The 18,786-nt window shown below is 67.7% G+C and carries 17 protein-coding genes; 6 read left to right on the top strand and 11 right to left on the bottom strand.

Going from position 1 to position 18,786, the window contains the following annotated elements; all coding sequences use genetic code 11:
* Positions 1-59: 59 nt before the first annotated feature.
* Genes H4W30_RS11745 through H4W30_RS11735 form a run of 3 tightly spaced genes read right to left on the bottom strand, consistent with a single transcriptional unit; the run spans position 60 to position 3,720 of the window.
* On the bottom strand, positions 60-1,148 hold the full coding sequence (locus tag H4W30_RS11745; protein ID WP_192742879.1) for a flavin-containing monooxygenase: 1,089 nt from the start codon (positions 1,146-1,148) through the stop codon (positions 60-62).
* Entirely contained in the window at positions 1,145-2,371 is a 1,227-nt protein-coding gene (locus H4W30_RS11740) for an MFS transporter (RefSeq protein WP_192742878.1), read from the bottom strand. The genes H4W30_RS11745 and H4W30_RS11740 overlap by 4 nt, the downstream gene beginning before the upstream one ends.
* 5 nt (positions 2,372-2,376) lie before the next feature.
* Positions 2,377-3,720, bottom strand: coding sequence for an FAD-dependent oxidoreductase (locus tag H4W30_RS11735; protein ID WP_192742877.1), 1,344 nt, complete (start codon positions 3,718-3,720; stop codon positions 2,377-2,379).
* A gap of 104 nt (positions 3,721-3,824) precedes the next feature.
* Between H4W30_RS11735 and H4W30_RS11730 the strand changes: the two genes are divergently transcribed.
* On the top strand, positions 3,825-4,670 hold the full coding sequence (locus tag H4W30_RS11730; RefSeq protein WP_192742876.1) for a helix-turn-helix domain-containing GNAT family N-acetyltransferase: 846 nt from the start codon (positions 3,825-3,827) through the stop codon (positions 4,668-4,670).
* Positions 4,671-4,734: 64 nt separating this feature from the next.
* Here H4W30_RS11730 and H4W30_RS11725 read toward each other — a convergent pair whose 3' ends face one another.
* The 4 genes from H4W30_RS11725 to H4W30_RS11710 are packed head-to-tail and all read right to left on the bottom strand — an operon-like array spanning position 4,735 to position 8,351.
* The gene (locus tag H4W30_RS11725) at positions 4,735-5,925 is read right to left on the bottom strand and encodes an aminotransferase class V-fold PLP-dependent enzyme (RefSeq protein WP_192742875.1); all 1,191 of its coding nucleotides are present in this window, start codon (positions 5,923-5,925) and stop codon (positions 4,735-4,737) included.
* Positions 5,922-6,728, bottom strand: coding sequence for an amino acid ABC transporter ATP-binding protein (locus tag H4W30_RS11720; RefSeq protein ID WP_192742874.1), 807 nt, complete (start codon positions 6,726-6,728; stop codon positions 5,922-5,924). The genes H4W30_RS11725 and H4W30_RS11720 overlap by 4 nt, the downstream gene beginning before the upstream one ends.
* 2 nt (positions 6,729-6,730) lie before the next feature.
* Positions 6,731-7,375, bottom strand: coding sequence for an amino acid ABC transporter permease (locus H4W30_RS11715; protein ID WP_192742873.1), 645 nt, complete (start codon positions 7,373-7,375; stop codon positions 6,731-6,733).
* A gap of 34 nt (positions 7,376-7,409) precedes the next feature.
* The gene (locus H4W30_RS11710; RefSeq protein ID WP_318780585.1) at positions 7,410-8,351 is read right to left on the bottom strand and encodes a transporter substrate-binding domain-containing protein; all 942 of its coding nucleotides are present in this window, start codon (positions 8,349-8,351) and stop codon (positions 7,410-7,412) included.
* Positions 8,352-8,829: 478 nt separating this feature from the next.
* Here H4W30_RS11710 and H4W30_RS44510 point away from each other — a divergent pair, with 478 nt between their 5' ends.
* Positions 8,830-10,062: a Shedu immune nuclease family protein gene (locus H4W30_RS44510; protein WP_192742872.1), complete on the top strand. Its 1,233-nt coding sequence runs from the start codon at positions 8,830-8,832 to the stop codon at positions 10,060-10,062.
* Between the two features lie 602 nt (positions 10,063-10,664).
* On the opposite strand, the gene H4W30_RS11700 is transcribed toward H4W30_RS44510, so the two are convergent.
* The 3 genes from H4W30_RS11700 to H4W30_RS11690 form a co-directional block, all read right to left on the bottom strand.
* A complete protein-coding gene (locus tag H4W30_RS11700) occupies positions 10,665-11,366 on the bottom strand; it encodes a DUF2637 domain-containing protein (protein ID WP_192742871.1) in 702 nt (233 codons plus the stop codon).
* Positions 11,367-11,720: 354 nt separating this feature from the next.
* Positions 11,721-12,440: a hypothetical protein gene (locus H4W30_RS11695; protein ID WP_192742870.1), complete on the bottom strand. Its 720-nt coding sequence runs from the start codon at positions 12,438-12,440 to the stop codon at positions 11,721-11,723.
* Positions 12,441-12,527: 87 nt separating this feature from the next.
* A complete protein-coding gene (locus H4W30_RS11690; protein ID WP_192742869.1) occupies positions 12,528-12,905 on the bottom strand; it encodes a winged helix-turn-helix transcriptional regulator in 378 nt (125 codons plus the stop codon).
* A gap of 119 nt (positions 12,906-13,024) precedes the next feature.
* Here H4W30_RS11690 and H4W30_RS11685 point away from each other — a divergent pair, with 119 nt between their 5' ends.
* Genes H4W30_RS11685 through H4W30_RS11670 form a run of 4 tightly spaced genes read left to right on the top strand, consistent with a single transcriptional unit; the run spans position 13,025 to position 17,284 of the window.
* A complete protein-coding gene (locus tag H4W30_RS11685) occupies positions 13,025-15,247 on the top strand; it encodes an LLM class flavin-dependent oxidoreductase (protein ID WP_192742868.1) in 2,223 nt (740 codons plus the stop codon).
* The gene (locus H4W30_RS11680) at positions 15,244-16,143 is read left to right on the top strand and encodes an LLM class flavin-dependent oxidoreductase (protein ID WP_192742867.1); all 900 of its coding nucleotides are present in this window, start codon (positions 15,244-15,246) and stop codon (positions 16,141-16,143) included. The genes H4W30_RS11685 and H4W30_RS11680 overlap by 4 nt, the downstream gene beginning before the upstream one ends.
* A gap of 26 nt (positions 16,144-16,169) precedes the next feature.
* The gene (locus H4W30_RS11675; protein ID WP_192742866.1) at positions 16,170-16,382 is read left to right on the top strand and encodes a hypothetical protein; all 213 of its coding nucleotides are present in this window, start codon (positions 16,170-16,172) and stop codon (positions 16,380-16,382) included.
* Complete coding sequence (locus tag H4W30_RS11670) at positions 16,379-17,284, top strand: NADP-dependent oxidoreductase (RefSeq protein WP_192742865.1); 906 nt, start codon at positions 16,379-16,381, stop codon at positions 17,282-17,284. Before H4W30_RS11675 ends, H4W30_RS11670 begins: the two co-directional genes overlap by 4 nt.
* 190 nt (positions 17,285-17,474) lie before the next feature.
* Here the strand turns inward: H4W30_RS11670 and H4W30_RS11665 are convergent, their stop codons facing one another.
* Positions 17,475-18,623 (bottom strand): Gfo/Idh/MocA family protein, encoded by a 1,149-nt coding sequence (locus tag H4W30_RS11665; RefSeq protein ID WP_192742864.1) that lies wholly within the window; start codon positions 18,621-18,623, stop codon positions 17,475-17,477.
* Positions 18,624-18,786: the final 163 nt, after the last annotated feature.

The following is an 18,786-nucleotide window of genomic DNA, read 5'->3' as shown; positions in this document are numbered from 1 at the left end:
GCCTCCTTTCGTTGGCGCCCAGGGATCGCATCATGTGTGATCCGTCGGCGCCAGAGGTGTCACCGCGCCGATGCGGATTGGCAGCACTTCGCTCGCGGTGAGGAGCCGGTGGGCAGAAGGCGTTTGGTCACGTAGTGGGCGTCGCGGCCGACGCCGCGCAGGGTGGCGGAGGCGAAGCTGCGTTGCCATTCCAGGCCGACGTAGGCCAGCCCGGGGTGGGTGGTGGACAGGCCGCGGTCGTGCAGCGGCCGGTCATCCGGTGCGAGTGCGCCGAGTCCGTCCAGGTAGGACAGTCCGGGGCGAAAGCCGGTGGCGAGCAGGATGGTGTCGACGTGTTCGCGTGTCCCGTCCGGCCAGACCACGGTGTCGCCGTCGATGGTGGTGAACATGCGGCGCTGGTCCGGTCTTCCTTGGCGGATCGCGGTTGTGTAGATGCCGGGATCGTTGACCGGTGAGGTGAGGGGCTTCTTCAGCAGGTGCCCGATCGGCAGGTGGTCGAACCCGACGGCGGCGGACCAGAAATGCACGTCCTTCCCGAACGGACGCTGCGGCGCGAACTTCACCGGTGCCCGGGTGGCGAGAGTGACGCGGGCGTGAGCGGCGAGTTCGGTGGCGATCTGGACGGCGGAGTTGCCCGCACCGACGACGACCACACGCTGCTCGGCGAAGGAGCCAGGGCTGCGGTAGTCGCTGCTGTGCAGGAGAGTTCCGGTGAAGGTGTCCATTCCGGACAGTGCTGGAAGGTATGGCCGGGAGAAGCCGCCGGACGCGGCGATGAGGATCGGCGCGGTGAGGGCGGGCTCGCCGGCAGTGTGCATGGTGAAGACGCCGTCGTCGTGGGTAACGGTCTCGGCGTGGTGGCCGGTCCGGATGTCGGTGTCCAGGCACGAGGCGTAGCGGCGGAGATAGTCCACGACCTCGTCGCGGTACGGGTAGCGCTCGGGATCGCCGGGGAAGGCCAGGCCGGGGAGGCTGCTGTAGCGGGCGGGGGAGAAGAGGGTCAGCGAGTCGTAGTAGCGGGGCCAGGACCCGACCGGTTCGGCACCCGCCTCGAGGATCACCGGGCGCAGGCCCCGGGTGCGCAGGGCGTGGGCGGCGGCGAGACCGGCCTGGCCGCCGCCGACGATGATCGCGTCGTGGTCGTTCATGAAGTCCTCCCAGGAAGAAGTCGGGGTGTGCTCGCGAGAGTGAGGGCCGCGGCGGCCACGGTGACCGCGGCGAGCACGAGGAAGGTCGGCGAGTAGCCGCCGATGCCGCTCGCGATCGCCGCCCCGGCCCAGGGGGCGAGGGCGACGGTGATGGTCAGCGGCGCTTGCAGCAGCGCGTTGAGGCGCCCGTAGTGGGTGGCGCCCCACCGGTCAGCCACCGCGGTGGCCTGCAGGAGCGTGAACACCCCGCGCGCCATCCCGGCCACGATCGCGGCGACGATCAGGCCGGTCGTGGTGGTGAGCAGACCGAGCACGGCCGTGGTCGCGGCGGCGGCGCCGAACACGATCGCCGTCCGGGTCCGGACCGTGGTCAGCCGGGTGAGCGTCGTGTACCCGAGCCGTCCCAGCACCTGACCGGCTCCGCCGAGACCGAGCGCGATCGCCGCTGTCGTGCCGCTGACGCCGCGTTCGGTGAGCAGCGGTACGAGGTTGATCACTCCGGCGTAGACGGCGAACGCCGCCAGGCTGAACGCGATCACCAAGGCCCGGAACGAGATGCTCCTCGCGATCCGCGCCGGATCGTGGTGATCCGGGTGTGTGCCGGGCGGCGGCTCGGCGGGCGGCCACGGCCCGCGTAACCCCCACAGGTGTGCCGGGATGGTGACGACGGCCAGCACTCCGGCGAGGACGAGGTAGGTGTTCCGCCAATCGAGGTGCGTGGTGAGCAATGCGGTCAGTGGCGCGAACACGGTGCTCGCCAAGCCTGCGGCAAGGGTGAGCACGGTCAGGGCGAACACGCGCCGCTGCCCGTACCAGCGGGTCAGAGCGGCGAACGCGGGCGGATACAGCACCGCGCCCATCGCGACCCCGGCCAGCAGCCACGCCACGGTGAACCACACCAGGTTCTGCGCCAGCGCGACGGCCACCACCGCCGGGACCGCCACGACCGATCCGGCCGTCATCACCGAGCGGGGACCCCGGGCGTCGAGCCACCGCCCGACCGGGATCCCCGTCAGTGCGGCGACGACCTGCCCGGCCGAGAACGCCGCGACCACCCACGTGGCCGACCAGCCCGTGGTCTGGCTGATTTCCGGTGCCAGCACAGGGAAGGCGTAGAACAGGATGCCCCAGCTGGTGATCTCGGTGACGCAGAGAACGGCCAGCACGCGGCGCAGCCCGGACGTGGTCAACCCGGGCGACGCCGCGGCGGTCGCGATCGGCATAGCGGTCAGCGCCCCGCGGCCGACGGTGCGGACAGCGTGAGGACTTCCGGCTCCGGTGTCGCGCAGCAACCGCCAGCGGCCGGTGCGTCGGCCGGTTCGTCGAACAGGCCGGCACCGCCGCAGACTCCCGTCTCGGCCATCCGCAGTTCGACCCGTCCGGCGGCTTCGTGGTCCCCGGCGAGCTGGGCAGCGATGCTGCGAACCTGCTCGTAACCGGTCATCGCCAGGAACGTCGGCGCCCGGCCGTAGCTCTTCATCCCGGCCAGGAAGAAGTCCTTCTCCGGATGCGCGAGTTCCTTGGCGCCGTGGGGATACACGGTTCCGCACGAGTGGACGTTCGGGTCGATCAGCGGCGCGAGCGCGACCGGTGCCTGCAACGTCGGGTCCAGCTCCAGGCGGATCTCCGACAGCCAGGTCAGATCGGGCCGGAAACCGGACAAGGTGACGACTTCGTCGACCTGCTCGATCCGCTGCCCGCCGGAGGAAATCAGGGTCAGCCGCCCGTCGATGTCGCGGTCGACCGCCTCGGTGCGGAACCCGGTCACCACCGTGATCAGTCCGGAGTCCACCGCTTCCTGTGCACGCAGCCCGAGCGCACCCCGCGCGGGAAGCTGATCCGCCTCGCCGCCGCCGAAGGTGTTGCCGACCGCACCGCGGCGCAGCACCCAGCTGATCCGCGTGTCTGGCGACTCCTTCGCGAGGCCGGACAACGCGACCAGTGCGGTCAGCGCCGAGTGCCCGCTGCCCGCGATCACCACGTGCTTGCCCGTGTACCGCGCCCGCACCACGTCGTCGCCCAAATTCGGGACCCGGTAAGCGATCCGGTCCACCGCCGCACGCTCACCAACGGCAGGAAGCCCTTCTCCGCCGAGCGGGTTGGGTGTCGACCACGTGCCGGACGCGTCGATCACGGCCCGCGCCGCGATCCGCTCCTCCGCGTCGTCGGCGGCGCGGACGTGCACGGTGAACGGTTCGTCGTCGCGGCCGCTGTCCACGACCCGGTCCCGACCCCGGCGGGCGACGCCGACCACTTCGGCGCCGAAGCGGACCCGGTCACCGAGCGCCGCCGCCAGCGGCCGCAGATACAGGCCGGCCCAGTCCGAACCCGTCGGGTACGCCTCGCCCTCCGGCCGGACCCAACCGCTCGTCTCCAGCAGCCGCCCGGCCGCCGGGGCGACGAGTTCGGACCACGGCGAGAACAACCGCACGTGATGCCACGCCGCCACGTCCGAACCCGCTTGCGCGCCACGCTCCAGAACCAGCGGCTCGAAACCCCGCTCCACCAGCTCGGCGGCGGCCGCCAGCCCCACCGGTCCGGCCCCGATCACCACGACAGGCAGCTCGTTCATCCCCATGCACCTTTCATCGATCCATCTCGATTGAAGCGATGCGAGGGACTGTATCGACGGGAGTCGATTGACGCAACCATCGATTCTCGCCGATACTGGGTGGCATGACGACGGTCGTTCCCGTGCCACTCACCGGTCTCCTGCCCGAACGCGAAGCCGCGACGTACGCCGGGTGGTTCGCCTGCCTGGCCGAGCCGATGCGGGTGAAACTGCTGCACGCAGTCGCGACCTCTCCCCGCGGCCTGACCGTGGGAGCGCTGACGGAGATCCTCGGCACCAGCCAGTCCACGTGCTCGCATCACGTGCGAAAACTGGCCGATGTCGGTTTCGTCCACTTGCGGAAAGAGGGCACGGCTACGGTCGTGACGATTAATCAGGCCTGCTGCAGTGGCCTCCCGCACGCGGCCGACGCCGTCATGGGCATGCTCGCGCCGCGGCCATGCTGCCCGGACAACGTGCCCGACGACGTCTCCGTCCGCGCCCTGGAACCCGGCGATTGGACCGCGGTCCGCCGGATCTACGGCGAAGGCATCGCAACCGGGCTCGCCACCTTCGAGACCGAGGTGCCCAGCCGCAAAGCGCTCGATGCCAAATGGCTACCCGGGCATCGGTGGGTCGCCGAGACCGACGGCGAAGTCGCCGGCTGGACCGCCGTCACTCCCGTCTCGGAGCGAGAGTGTTACCAGGGAGTCGCCGAGACGTCGGTCTACGTCGGCGAAAGCCACCGCGGTCACGGGGTCGGGAAAGCCTTGCTCTTCAAGCAAGTCACCGAGGCCGACGCGGCCGGACTCTGGACCCTGCAGACCTCGATCTTCACCGACAACCGCGCCAGCATCGCCCTGCACCACAGTGCCGGTTATCGCACCGTCGGCATCCGCGAACGCGTCGCCCAGCGCGACGGCGTCTGGCACGACACCGTTTTCCTCGAACGCCGCAGCCCTGTCAACTAGCCACGGGATCCACGCCCTATAGGTACGGCACGTGCTGGATTTAAGGGCGAAGCGGAGTCACATGTCAGGTGTCAGCTGCTTCCGCGAGTATCCGGCAGAACTGGTCGATCTCCTCGATCGTGTTGTAGTAGTGGACTGACGCGCGGACGACTTCGTCCAGCCCCCGCGCCTCCATGTCCCAGCGTGTCGACGCCACTCGCGAGATGCTCACGTTGATGCCCCGCCTCGCCATGAACGCCTTGATCTCCTCGCCGGACAGGCCGTCCGCGGTGAAGGACGTGATGCCGCACCGCTCCGAGCCGACGTCCCTGACCTCGACCCTGCGGATGGCGTCGAGGCGGTCACGCAGCTCTTCCGCCAAGCGGTAGACCCGGTCACGGATGCTCGTGAGCCCCCAGCCGAGGGCGTAATCGATCGCGGCACCGAGCCCGATCTTCGCCGCGTAGTTGCACTCCCATGATTCGAATCGCCGTGCCCCTGGGCGGACTTCGTAGCCGCCGCGGGTCACCCAGGTCGCGGCGTGCAGATCGAGCATCGGAGGGCACAGCTCGTCGAGCCGGTCGGCTCGGACGTACAGCAGACCGGTACCGCGCGGGCCGCGGAGGTACTTCCGCCCGGTCAAGGAAAGCATGTCGCAGCCGAGGACATCGACGTCGAGCGGCATCTGCCCGGCCGATTGACACGCGTCGAGCAGATACAGGACCCCCGCTTCGCGGGTCACGCTGCCGACCTCGGCCGCTGGGTTGACCAGGCCGCCGTTGGTCGGTACATGGGTCAACGACACGAGCCGGACTCTGTCGTCCATCAGCTCGCGAAGGCGCGTCACGGACAGCTGTCCAGACTCGTCGTTAGGTACGACCTCCACCTGAACGCCGTGTCGTTGCGCCACCTGCAGATAGGCGATGAAGTTGCTGGCGTACTCGGCTTCGCTGGTCAGGATCCGGTCACCACACTGGAACGGGATCGAGTAGAACGCGAGGTCCCACGCGCGGGTGGCGCTGTCGAGGACCGCGAGCTCCGGCGGCGTGCAGCAGAGCAGGCGTGCGGCCGAGGTGTACACCCCGCTTACGTTGTCGGCCGCCTCCGCCGCGGCCTCGTAACCGCCAATGCGGGATTCGAGGCGGAGATGATCGATCACAGCGTCAAGAACGGGCTGGGGCATCAGCGATGACCCTGCGTTATTGAGGTGGATCACCGAAGCGCAGCCCGGTGTCTCCTTGCGGGCCAACTCCACGTCGAACGTTTCCTGCGTCATACCGCCTCCTCCCCGCGACGCGGTGCCGGGGCCGAAATCACTGCCGAATGATCAACGAGACGGAGGAACGACCTGGCTCGCTCCTGCAACGGTCGCGTGAAGAAGACGTCCGGAGTGGCCTCCTCGACGATCACCCCGCCGTCCATGAACACGATCCGGTCGGCGACCTCCCGTGCGAAATGCGTCTCATGGGTCACGATCACCATCGTCATGCCCTCGCGAGCCAGACTCTGGATGACGTCCAGTACCTCGGCGTGGAGTTCAGGGTCGAGCGCGGAGGTCGGCTCGTCGAAGAGCACGACCTCCGGTTCCATGGCCAGCGCGCGGGCGATCGCGACGCGCTGCTTCTGCCCGCCGGAAAGCCGTGATGGGTACTCGCCGCTTTTGTCCGCCAGTCCCACGCGGTCCAGAAGTCTTTCCCCAAGTTCCTTCGCTTGGGCCTCGGACAGCTTCCGCACTTGACGTGGCCCCTCGATCACGTTGCCCAGCGCCGTCATATGCGGGAAGAGATTGAACTGCTGGAACACCATCCCCGCGTGCCTGCGAGCCTGTTGCTCCAGTCGCTTGCGTCCGCGGTCACGGCGCGTTCCGCACTCGAAGTCGCATCCGCAGATCCGTACTTGGCCGGCATCGGGCTCCTCCAGGAGGTTCATACACCGCACGAGTGTGGTCTTGCCCGAGCCGGACGGGCCCATCAGCACGATCACCTCACCTCGTTCCACGGCGAGGTTCACGCCGCGCAGTACGTCGAGTTCACCGAAGCTCTTCCGGATGTCCGTCAGCTCGATCGTGAAGTCGCTCATGCTCAATACGCCCTTCCCAGCCGCCTTTCGAGCATTCCCTGCCCGATGGACAACACCGTGTTGATCATCCAGTACATCAAGGCCGCGACCAGAAATGCTTCCATGTAGCGGAAACTGGCGTTGCCTACGCTTTCCGCGACCCGCGTCAGCTCGACCACGGTGACCGCGGATGCGAGCGATGTGTCCTTCATCAGTGCGATGAATCGGCTACCCACGGCTGGGGTCGCGATCCTGATCGCCTGTGGGAAGACGATTCGCCGGAACGTCCGCCAGTACGGCATGCCGATCGACGACGACGCTTCCCACTGTCCCTTGTCGACACCAAGGATCCCGCCGCGGAAGTTCTCACTCAGGTAGGCCGCGGAGAACAATGTCAATGCCAGGATTGCCGAGGGGATCGGTGCCAATTGGATCCCGAGCTGCGGAAGTCCGAAGTAGAGCAACATGATCTGGATCAGCAGAGGAGTTCCCCTGAACACCGAGACGTAGGAGATCGCCACAGCCCTAAGCGCCCGGAAACCGGAAATACGGGCGAGAGCGATCAGAGCACCAAGAATGGATCCGAAAACGAAAGATGCCACGCCGAGTAGGACAGTGACACCCAGCCCCTGCAACAACATCGGGAACGCGCCGGCCAGCAGGTCCACGATTTCCTCCTCACCACACGTGTTGACGAACTCCTCAACCTGCGGGCAGCGCCTTCAGTTCGGCCGCCATGTCCAAACCGCCCAGCCACTGCTGGGAAAACCGCGTGAGCGTCCCATCCGCGATCATCTCGTCGATCGCCTTGTCGACAGCCTGCTTCAGGGCAGTGGAATCCTTCCGGAAGGACATCCCGTTGACCTCGCTTTCGAGCAGAGGGCCGACCGGCTGGACGCTCAGACCGTTCTTGCCCGCCAGGTAGACACCCTGGAAGCGGGAGACCAGCATGGCGTCGGCGTTGCCACGGGACAGGTCCGTGAGGCCGAGCGTGGCGTTGTCGTAGGTCTTCACGCGTACGTCCTGGATCTTCTCCGTGGCGTACTTGTGTTGAGTGGTTCCCGCCGACACCGCGACCGCTTTCCCCGTCAGGTCGGCAAGTGAACTGATCGAAGTATTCCCAGTGGCGACGAAGATCGAGATGCCGTTGACCGCGTAGGGACGCGAGAAGTCGACTTGCTGTTTGCGTTCGGCGGTGATGGTCTGCCCGGAGATGACCATGTCGAACCGGTCGGCCTTCACGCCCTCGATGAAGGTCTGAAAGCTGGCCTGCACGAACTCGACGCCACTGGCGCCCAGCCGCCGAGCCACGTCGTGCGCCACGTCGACGTCGTACCCCGCCGGGGCACCCGATCCGTCGACGAAGTTCCATGGTGGATTCGCCTGTGTGAGTGCGACACGGATCTTGCCACCGCTTCGCAGCTTTTGGAGGACATCGCCAGACGCAGTACTTGAACACGCCGCCGCGGAGCCGACCGACGCGATGATGGCGGCGGACAGGAACGTCCTACGGGATAGATGGATTGGTGACTTTCGCATAGCGTCTCCCTCACGAACGAGGGCCTGCGGCGTTGCCGCACGGCTGCCGTCCGGCAGCGTCCGGAGATGCCGCCGAGCGTCAAGCGCGGCCCTGTGGTGGTGCACTTACGCGTCACTCGAGTGAGTGGGACTGTATGCCCCCATAGGGTATAGGTCAACACGGCCTGGGTAAGCGCACGGCTAAGTAACCTCCTCGCAATAAGCCAAGCTGCCGAAGGAAACTCGATCGATCATCGGGCAACGAAGTGTCTTAGTAGGACTCGCGGAAGCTGATTTATGCTGCTGTCAGGGGAATCGTGGTAAGCCCTGCACTGAGGAACGGCTGTCATGTCCGGTTGCGACACAAGGGTGGCTACTATCCAAGTTCGTAACTCGACTGAGACCGTGTGGTCGGCAGCGAAGGCTGTGACGGCCTTTGTTCGCCGCGTCGCGGACGGTCGCAGCTCCGGTCTCCGCTGTCGGGTATTCGGTCTCGGTGTGGTAACCGCCGTAACGGCGGGTAGTGGGCCGCCGACCACTGAGGGCGACGGTCTAGCGGTCGCCAGAGGTCACTCGAGGCCGGGCAGGGAGCGGGGTGTGAACCGTGAATGGAGACCCGTGGGGCGAAGGCGTCGACGCGACGACATACGCGCAGGGCAGGCTTCCCAGCAGGACCTATGCGTCGGCCAGCTTCCCGATCTTACGGCCGAACTCCGCAGACAACGGCCAACCCGCCCGGTTCGTGTACAAGGTGTTCGATCCCGAGGCGGAGACAACCGCGGAACTTGAGGGAGAGCAGTGGCTGGTCTCCGAGTCTCCGGCCGGCCGGTACCAAGTCAAGCTGTTGATCGCGCGGGAAGCTGGCAACGTCCGTGAGCTCTGGGTGCAGCGGGTGCCGGCCAAAGGTCAGGGAAAGGTGGAGACCAGGCTGAACCTGAGGCAGCCGGAAGCGGGACGGCTGGTGGAGCTGCTGCGCACCCTTGAGTGCATTCCGGTCGATGGCGAGCAGACCGTACGGGTTGATGACTCCCTGGTGCGGGAGCTGTTCGCCAATCCGGAGTCGTTGGCGAGAATCTATCGTGAAGACCCGTCGCGGCTGCGACAGTTGATCTCCGATGATGAGTCGGCACGCGATGTGATCGCGTTGACGCATCGCCGTGGGCAGCTGCAGAAGTTCCGGCGCCTGCTGAGTGATGACGCATATTTCGACGCCGAGGTCGAGCAAGCGCCCGGGAAGCGGCGGGAGGCAGTGTGGCAAAAGTTCTTCGAGGACAACCCGTGGATACTCGGAGTGCCGCTCACCGGCCAGTTGCTCACGTCATGGAGTGACCAGAAGCTGGAACAGGTCGTCGCCGGCGCATCGGTCGTCAGCGTGGGCAAGCGCGCCGACGCTCTCCTCCGTACCTCCGGCCGGATCAAGTCGATGGTGTTCGCCGAGATCAAGACCCATCGAACCGCACTGCTGGCCGCCAGCGAGTACAGGTCGGGTTGCTGGCCGCCCTCTGATGAGTTGGCCGGCGGAGTGGCACAGGTGCAGGGCACGGTGCATCGCGCGGTGAACGAGATCGGTGAACGCCTCCAAGACGTCGCTCCCGATGGCTCGGACGTGCCAGGCGGGTTCACCTACATGCTCAAGCCCCGGGCTTTCCTGGTCATCGGCTCCCTCGACCAACTTCTTGGACAAGACGGCGGGCATCATCGCGACCGCATCCGCTCCTTCGAGCTGTATCGGCGACAGCTCCACGAACCCGAAGTCGTGACCTTCGACGAGCTCCTCGCCCGCGCGGAATGGCACGTCACCATGGCTGAAGGCGACGTCGCTCCCCGGGAGACTTAGCGCCGGAGGGCCAGGCGCTGGGTGGCCCGCTCGGCCGGTGCTCTGGGCAGGTCGGCATCCGAGGCGTTCTTCGACGACCGACCGCCTGAAACTGGATGCGAACATGTGTTCTATTGTCGTGCTAGGTTCGTGGTCAAGCGCCGCGTGACGTGCAGGTCAAGGAGGTGGACGGGCTGGGCTGGCTGGTGCGGGAGCGTCTCACCGGGTGTGAGTGGCGCGTCGAGACAAGTGACATGGCGTGGGAAGCCGGAGGCTACGACCTCCGGCGTTTCGAAGTCCACGTCATCGATGAACGGGTGGTGGGCGCTCCGGACGGCTACCCAGACCTGACGTCCTCTGAGAGCTTCGAGCCCCTGGCAAGGTGAGGATCACGTTCTCGTGGGCCCAACCCGACCATTGCCACTTGCGAGCGGACGGCACTAACTGACCTGATCTTTGCGGTCATTCTGGTGGGTTTTCTGTCTGATTGTCGTCGTGCCCTCCTGGTGGTCATAGGCCGGGCTTCAGCGCGCGATTCGGCGAGGTTTCGTTGTGGAGCGTCGGCGTGTGGACGTTGGTTCTGCGATGTCGTCGTTTGGGCCTTGTGCGGCGTTTCGCGCTGACTATGTGGTTTCGGCTTCGGCTGGAGTGGTGTGCGGGAGCGTGCCTTCGTGGCGCCATTTTCGGAGGACGCGGCGTCCGTAGTTGTGTGTTCCGGCGATGCGGTCCAGATCGGCGCCGGTCGGTGTTCGGCCTTGGGCGTGCTCGCGCTGGTAATGGGCCCACATCAGTTGTTCGGCAGTGGGCTTGGCTAGGTGGTCTCTCTGATCTGGTGCCGTCGGCAGGGGGCTGACCGGTGCCGACGCGAGAGCATCGGTGGTTTCGGACTTCGCTTGAAAGCAGTCCCCGGGGGAGGGCATCGGCTCAGTGAGTTTGCTGCGGTGGCGTTTAAGGGCGCGGTTGAGAAGTTCGACGGCGAGCAGCAGGGCGAGTGGTGGGCAGGCGGCGACGGCGACACCGAAGCTGCTCGCCACCGGAGCAGAAGCGATGTTCGCGCAGAGGGACAGTGAGATGCCGAAGGCGAACGCGGACCACGCAGCCCGTCGGCTGGAGCCTTCAGGACTGGGTTTCCAGAGTTCGACGGTCGCAGTCGTGAGGAGGCCGTCGACGATGAGTGGCCAGATGGAGGAGGTCATCGTGTCGGCGCCGAATCGGAGCGCGAATTGGCGTCCGTGGATGTAGGAGGCGTAGGCGGCGCCGAGGGCGACGAGGGCGGTGCAGCCGCATTGGATCCAGAGTGAAAGGTCCCGGCGAGACGTGCTCATGCGGCGCCTCCGGAGCGGCGGCGGCCGAGCCGTGGCACCTCGACAGTGGCGGAAAGTTGCAGCTCAGGGGCTATGTCAGCCTGGGTGGAAGCTGCTCGTACCTCGTCGGGGGTACATACAGGCTTCACGCAAAGAGCGTCGATCATTTTGATCGGCGCTTTTTGCTATTTCGGTAGCCGACATGGCGTCTGTGATCCTTTCTCCTGCTTCCGTTATCGCGGGCACTTGATCTGCTGGCAGACTAACCCCGATCGTCACGACGTCGCCGATGCCGTTCAACTGGACGGTGAGTCGTGTCACCTCGAAGAGCGTCTGAAGCAGGGCCTGTGGAGCCCTGGCCAAGTTGACCCGCAATCAGGGGACGGCGTCCAGAAGGCTCAAGTTCGAGGGCGTGGGTGGTGCTGGAGTCTCGATGTCTTGCGCGTCCAGCTGAGCCACCTCGGCTTGAACGGTGTTCTTTGTTCGCCGCCAGCTCGTTGTAGCTCTGTCTGAGAGCCTTCGCAAAGGATCGTCGGGTGCGCCGTCTTGAGCTTGCCGGAGCAGGGCTTCTTGCTTGCGTTCGATCTCGGCGACCTGTCGTTGTAGACGCTCTCGGCCCTCAGCCCGTATTCGCGCGGCAGTGCCGTCCACAGTGGCCAGGTCGGCTTCCAGAATGGACGTACGGTCAGGGCCGAAGATGCGGTCGGCGAAGAAGTGCCCGACGGCGTCCAGGAGTTCGCCGTCGCGGATGCGGACCGCGGTCGGCAGATCGGTGTGCGGGGCAGCGACGCCGCGGTTGTTCTTGCGGGGCCGGCACAGGTCCTCGGTGGAGGTCCGGCCGAGGCTCCGGGCGCCGGAGGATCGTTCACTCTCAGGACTTGCCGGGCCGGACTGGTACTCGGCCCACTGGACTAGCTCGCTGATCGCGGCGTCGAGCCGCCTGCGAAGACGATCGTCCAGGAGACCCGAAACCGTTGTGACGTAACCAGAATAGCGGCGATCGCCAGATTCGCGGGTCTGCTTGCCGCGGGAGGCACGTCGGTCCAGGCGCTGGCGCTGCTGGATTTGCGGGAAGGCGACACGCTGGTTGTCCACGGCGCTTCCGGCATGGTCGGGTTCACCGCCGTGCAACTGATCGTCGCGGCCGGGGTCAAGGTCATCGGCACGCCGAGCGAAAGTTGCTCATTCTCCGTTCTTGGCACTCCACTCGACGAGAGGGTGCAGAACACGCATCAGGCTGGCGCCTCGCTCGGTCGGCCGGTAGGTGATCTGGACCGGCGTCGTCGGTACCACGACCCGCTCGATCAGTTGGTGGCTCTCGAGTTCGCGGAGACGCTGGGACAGCAGTTGGTTCGAGATTCCGGGGATCCGCGAGCGGTAGTCGACGAACCGGCGGGTGCCCCGCATGGCCGCCAGGAGCACTGCGGCGCTCCATTTTCTGCCCACGATCTCGACTGAGCGCTGGAAGCTGCGGCACACGTCGTCGTCGATGTGCTCGTAGTCGACGTCCGGGCGGTCCGGGGTGGCGGGGGACTCGTCGGTCGGTCGCAGGCTGGCCATGCGGTCATGATATCTGAGTGAGTCGTCTTTTGTGACCAGGTCAGGTCCCATTTGTCGCCCATGGACGTTGTCGTGCAGCCTGAGGTCATGAACGCCCGCCTGGCCCGTTACGACGTGCTGTGAACTACGGACACCGGCTGAGGTTCGGGCTGCGCCTGACCACTAACGCCGACCGCGGACCCGGCCAACTGGCCCAGCGGGCCGGACTGGCCGAGCAGTGGGGTCTGGACCTGCTCGTCATCCCGGCCGGAACCGAAGGCACCGACCTCGAGCCGTCGACCGTGTCGTCGTGGATCGCGGGGGTGACGGGCTCGCTCGGACTGGCGGTGGAGGCACAGCCGGCCTACCAGCCGGCGATGCTCGCGAGGGCGATCGCGAGTCTGGACCAGCTCGCCGAGGGCAGAGTGGAACTAGCTCTGCGCGCGGGTCCGCCGTCGGCCGGCACCGACACCGCACTCGGCGAAGCGATCGACGTCGTCCGGGAGCTGTGGAACGTCCTGGACCGCGGCCTGGGTCGATTCACTGGCCGCTTCCACCGCCTCGCCGGGGCGCAGAAGGCCGCGCCCGCACACGACGTGCCGATCACCGTGGATGGCCAGGGCCGGGACGTGCTGCGGCTGGTGGGACGGCAGGCCGACGGGTGGTCGACGGACGGCGACGTCGCCGCGCTGGCGGAGGGCAACCGGGTGATCGACGAGACAGCGCGCAGGGCGGGTCGCGATCCCCGCGAGATCCGCAGGCTGGTCACGATCCGGGGTGGTTTCGGCGAGCGCACGGGCAGGTTCACCGGAACCGCGGCGGACTGGGTGAGCGACCTGCTGCCACTCGTCGTCGACCACGGGGTGGGCACCGTCGTGCTCGACACCGACTCCGAGGACGTCGCGGCGCGGTTCGCGAACGACGTCGCCCCCGCGCTGCGGGCCGCCGTCGACGCGGCGCTGCCCTACGGTTGGTCGAGCGCACGGATTCGCCGCTCCGCGGCGCTCGCCAGGCGTCGTCCGGGGATCGACTACGAGGGCACTCCGCCGGGGATGGCCGAGGTCGTAGAGCCCGGGGATCTGGCCTACGCGCGGTTGCGGTCCGGATATCTGCGGGGCGGTGCGCCCGGGATCATCTTGCGTGCCACGACGAACGAGCAGGTGAGGCAGGCGCTGGCGTTCGCCCGCCGGCATCCCGGCGTGCCCCTGTCTCGCCGCAGCGCGGGGCACGGGGTCTCGGGACGCTCCACGAACGACGGCGGGATCGTCATCGACGTGTCGCTGATGAACACGATCGAGGTGCTCGACGAGAAGACGCGCCGGGTGCGTATCGGGCCGGGTGCGCGCTGGGCGGAGGTGGCGGTCGCGCTGGAACCCTACGGCTGGGCGTTGAGCTCGGGCGACTACGGCGGCGTCGGGGTCGGCGGCCTGGCCACCGCGGGTGGCGTCGGGTACCTCGCGCGTGAGCACGGTCTGACGATCGATCACCTGCGGGCCGTGGAGATGGTGCTCGCGGACGGGTCCATCGTCCGGGCCGGCGAAACGGAGAACACGGACCTGTTCTGGGCGGTCCGGGGCGCCGGCGCGAACTTCGGGATCGTCACCGCCTTCGAGTTCGAGGTCGACGAGGTCGGTGCGGTCGCGTTCGCCCAGCTCACCCAGGATGCGAGCGATCTCGAGCGCTACCTCGTCGAGTGGGGCCGGGTGGTCGAGGACTCGCCGCGTGACCTCACCAGCTTCGTGATCCTGCCGCCTCCGCGAGCCGGGCGACCGGCGCTGGCGCTGAGCCGCACCATGGTCGACGCCGCGGACCGGGAGACCGTGCTCGCTCGACTGGAGCCGCTGGCCGCGATCTCTCCGATATACGCCCAGGACGTCGTCATCTCGTCCTATGCGGCCGTGCTGGACAACGCGAGCGACGACGCACCGCTGTCCCGCGGCGAGCCGGTCTCCCGCAGTGGCCTCCTCCGGCATGTGACCCCGGAGTTCGCCGCGGCGGCCGCCCTCGTGATCCGGAGCGGCGCGATCGGCTGGTTCCAGCTTCGCTCGGTCGGCGGGGCCGTCGCCGACGTCCCCGCGGACGCCACCGCCTACGCCCACCGCGACGCGAACTTCTCGCTCGTGGTGATGGGCGGCGCCGACGAGGTGGTCGACGAGGCCTGGGCCCAGCTGCGTCCCTTCCTCGATGGCCTCTATCTCAGCTTCGAGTCCGGTCTCCGGCCCGAACGCCTCGCCGAGGCGTGGCCACCGGCGACTCTTTCGCGGCTGCGTGAGCTCAAGTCCCAGTACGACCCGGAGGGAGTGTTCGACGACAACTTCGCGCTCACTCCCGCCACGAATGATCCCGGAGGAAGCGAGAAATGACCGACTACGGCCACGACCTGTGGTTCGGCAGCTTCCTCACGCCCGCCGCCCGCCCGGCGCAGGCGCCGGTCGAGCTGGCACTGGTGTCGGAGCGGGCAGGGCTGGATCTCGTCAGCTTTCAGGACCACCCGTACCAGTCGGCGTTCCAGGACACCTGGACCCTGATGTCGTACGTCGCGGCACGCACCGAACGGATCCGGATCAGCGGCAACGTGCTGAGTCTTCCGTTGCGTCCCCCGGCGGTGCTGGCCCGCGCCGCCGCGAGCTTGGACCGGCTCGCCGGCGGCCGGGTCGAACTGGGCATCGGTGCGGGTGCGTTCTGGGACGGCATCGTCGCGATGGGCGGCCGCAGGCTCACTCCGGGCCAGGCCGTGCGGGCCTTGGAGGAGGCCGTCGCCGTGATCCGCGGGCTGTGGGCCACCGACGAGGAGGGGCCGCTCAAGGTCGACGGCGAGTTCCACTCCGTGACCGGCGCCAAGCGCGGGCCCGCGCCCGCACACCGGATCCCGATCCACATCGGCGCCTACAAGCCGCGCATGCTCCGGCTGACCGGCCGGATCGCCGACGGTTGGCTGCCCTCTCTCGGCTACCTGCCCGACGGCCCCGCGTCGCTCAGCACGATGAACGAGCAGATCGACGAGGCCGCCTCAGCCGTGGGCCGCGAACCCGCGGCGGTCAGCCGCCTGCTCAACCTGAGCGGCCGATTCACCACCGGCGGTGGCGGCCTGTTGCAGGGAACCCCTGCCGACTGGGCCGAGCAGCTCGCCGACCTCGCCCTGCAGTACGGCGTTTCCGGTTTCATCCTCGCCTCGGACGAGCCTGCCGACCTCAACCTCTTCGGCCACGAGGTCGCGCCGCGCGCCCGCGAGCTCGTCCAGTCCGAACGCACGGCGTGAGGCTGTTCGACTGGGAGCCGTCATCTGTGCGGGGCAGGGGGAACTGGTCGGACGCCACGAGGAGACCACGGTTCTCGACGGGGCCGGTGGCGCTCGTGCTGTGGGGTGAGCCGGGGATCGGCGAGTCAGCCCTGCTCGGCCACGTCCACGACCAGGCCCGATTCGCCGACGAGACCGCGCCTCGGGGCACGGAGATCCACACCGGACAACGGACAGACCAGGGAGAACAGCAGTCATGAGAGCAGCGGTCATCACATCCTTCGGCGCGGCCGATGTGCTCCACGAAGCCCAGGTGGACACCCCGGTGCCCGGACGCGGCCAGACGTTGGTCGAGGTCCGCGCAGCGGGACTGAACCCCGCCGAACTCATCGCGCGGTCCGGCGGCTTCGACCTGCCGGCCCCGGCGATCATCGGGTTCGAGTTCGCCGGCACCGTCGCGGCGATCGGCGCCGACGTCACCGGGGTCGAGCCCGGTGCGCGTATCGCCGGGTGGCCCGACAGCTTCAGCCAGGGCTCCTACGCCGAGTTCACTCTCAGCAGCAACTACACGACCATCCCCGACGGTGTGACCTTCGAGGATGCGGCCGCGACCGTCATCGGCGCGGACAACGCCGCGCGGGGTCTCGCGCTCCTGCGGCCGAACCCCGGTGAAACCATCGTGATCACCGGGGCGAGTGGAGCCCTCGGCGGCGCAGCCGTGCAGTTCGCACGCCTGCAGGGACTCACCGTGATCTGGATCTGCGGGCGTTCCAGCATCGAGTACGTGGAAAGCCTCGGCGCGACCGCCGTCGAGTACGGCGACAACCTCGCGGACCGCGTGCGTGCGGTCGCGCCCGGCCCGATCGACGCAGCCCTCGACACCGCGGGGAAGGGACTCGTGTCGACGCTCATCGACCTGCGTGGCGGAGCCGGGCGTGTCGTCACCCTGGCGGATCCGGCTGCGGCCGCCCGGGGCGTCACCTTCAGCGCGGGACACCCCGGCAACCGGGACAGCCGCCCCGTGCGGGAGGCGCTGGAGCGCATCGCGGCGGGTGAATGGCGTACCCGGATCGGCCGCACCTTCCCGCTGCACCGGGCGGCCGAGGCCCACCGGGCACTGGAAGCCGGGCACACCGGGGGGAAGTTGCTGCTGATCCCGTGACACCCCGGCTCAGGCGATGAACGACGTCCGCCAGCGTCGAGGGCGGCGCGGGGGAAGCGGTGGGTGAGCGACGCGGTCGGCGCCGCATTGAAGAAGAGGGATGGAGGGCGAGGTCCCGCTGGCCGGCAGGGTTCTTCGACACGGTGCGGGTCAGCTCTGTGTGATCAAGTCAGGGTCGGCTCGCGGATCGTCATCTCCTCGGGTCCTGCGGCAGTGCCTCTCCCGGGTTCAGATGCTGCCGATGACCTGTTTCAGCGGCCCGTGTGATCGCCTCGAGTACCCGGTGGCGATCGAGTGCGACCGCGAAATCCGGCGCATCGGCGGTTCCATCGCGGAGGTCGGCGGCGAACTGGGCGTACAGGCGGGCGACCCCCGCTGCGGGTGCGTCGAGTTGCAGGTCGGGCCCCGCATAAGCCGGGGGGACCTGTAGCACTTGGACAGGCTCGCTACCGCGGCGCAGCGTGATGGTGAAATCGGTGAAATGGATGTAGCCCGACGCCGACTCCACACGCACACCGCCCTCGGTGCCCTGGATCTCCCATACCATCGCCGGGCCGGCAGACCGCCCGGCACTGTAGTGCAGCGAAGTGACGATCCCGCCTTCGAGAACGCCGGCGACGACGATCTCATCCGGCGCGTCCTTCGGCAGCGACGCGCCATCGGAGAGGCGGACGCCGTCACCGCGCTGATTGGCGACGACGGCGGACAGACTCTCGAACGTGCCGAGCACGCGCGCAAGCGGTTCGAGTCCGTGGCCGAGCATGATGCTCAGAAGCGTGGCGCCATGCTTTGCGTGAGCCATGTACTCGACCGGCGGGTCATATCGGCCGACCCACATGTCGTCGGTCAAATGCGCTCGGATGCTCGTGCTGAGCGGCTTGCCGATCACGCCTTGCGCGATGAGGTCGCGAAGGAAGAGGATCGGCGGGTGCAGGCCACCCTGCAGCCCGACAACCGTCGGCAGCCGCCGCTCGCGGGCGAACCCCTCCAGCGCTTCGGCCTCCGATAGGTTTCTTGCGAGCGGCCATTCGCAATAAACCATCTTGCCCGCGGCCAGCGCGTCGGAAACAATCCGCTTGTGCTTCGGTACCTTGACCGCGACCACCACCAGGTCGACCTCCGGTCGCACGACCAGAGCCTCGTGTGTGTCGAAGGCGAGATCGGCGCCCAGCCGACGAGCGGTCGCGTTCGCGCTCTCCATTCGAGTTGTACTGACGGCGCGGATCTGGAACGCATCGAGCGCCTGCAGCGCCGGGACGTGAGCAATTCCCCCCCAGCCCCGATCGGCACTGGCCCCGACAAGGCCGACGCCGATCCGGGTATTTGCTGAATTCGTCATCAGGATGCTCCTGCCTTGTGCGGCCCCGGCAACGCTCTCCGGGCCGCGTCACGATGATTCGTTTCCGGGCAAATGCGTGGGCACTCGGGCTCACCATGGCGAGCGAGCAATTATCGCCGCTCGTGTAGCGGCCGCGGGGTTGAGCCCGAGTGACCCAAGCGCA

The organism is Amycolatopsis roodepoortensis (assembly GCF_014873915.1).
Taxonomy (GTDB): Bacteria; Actinomycetota; Actinomycetes; order Mycobacteriales; family Pseudonocardiaceae; genus Amycolatopsis; species Amycolatopsis roodepoortensis.
This window is presented reverse-complemented; position numbering and strand designations above follow the sequence as displayed.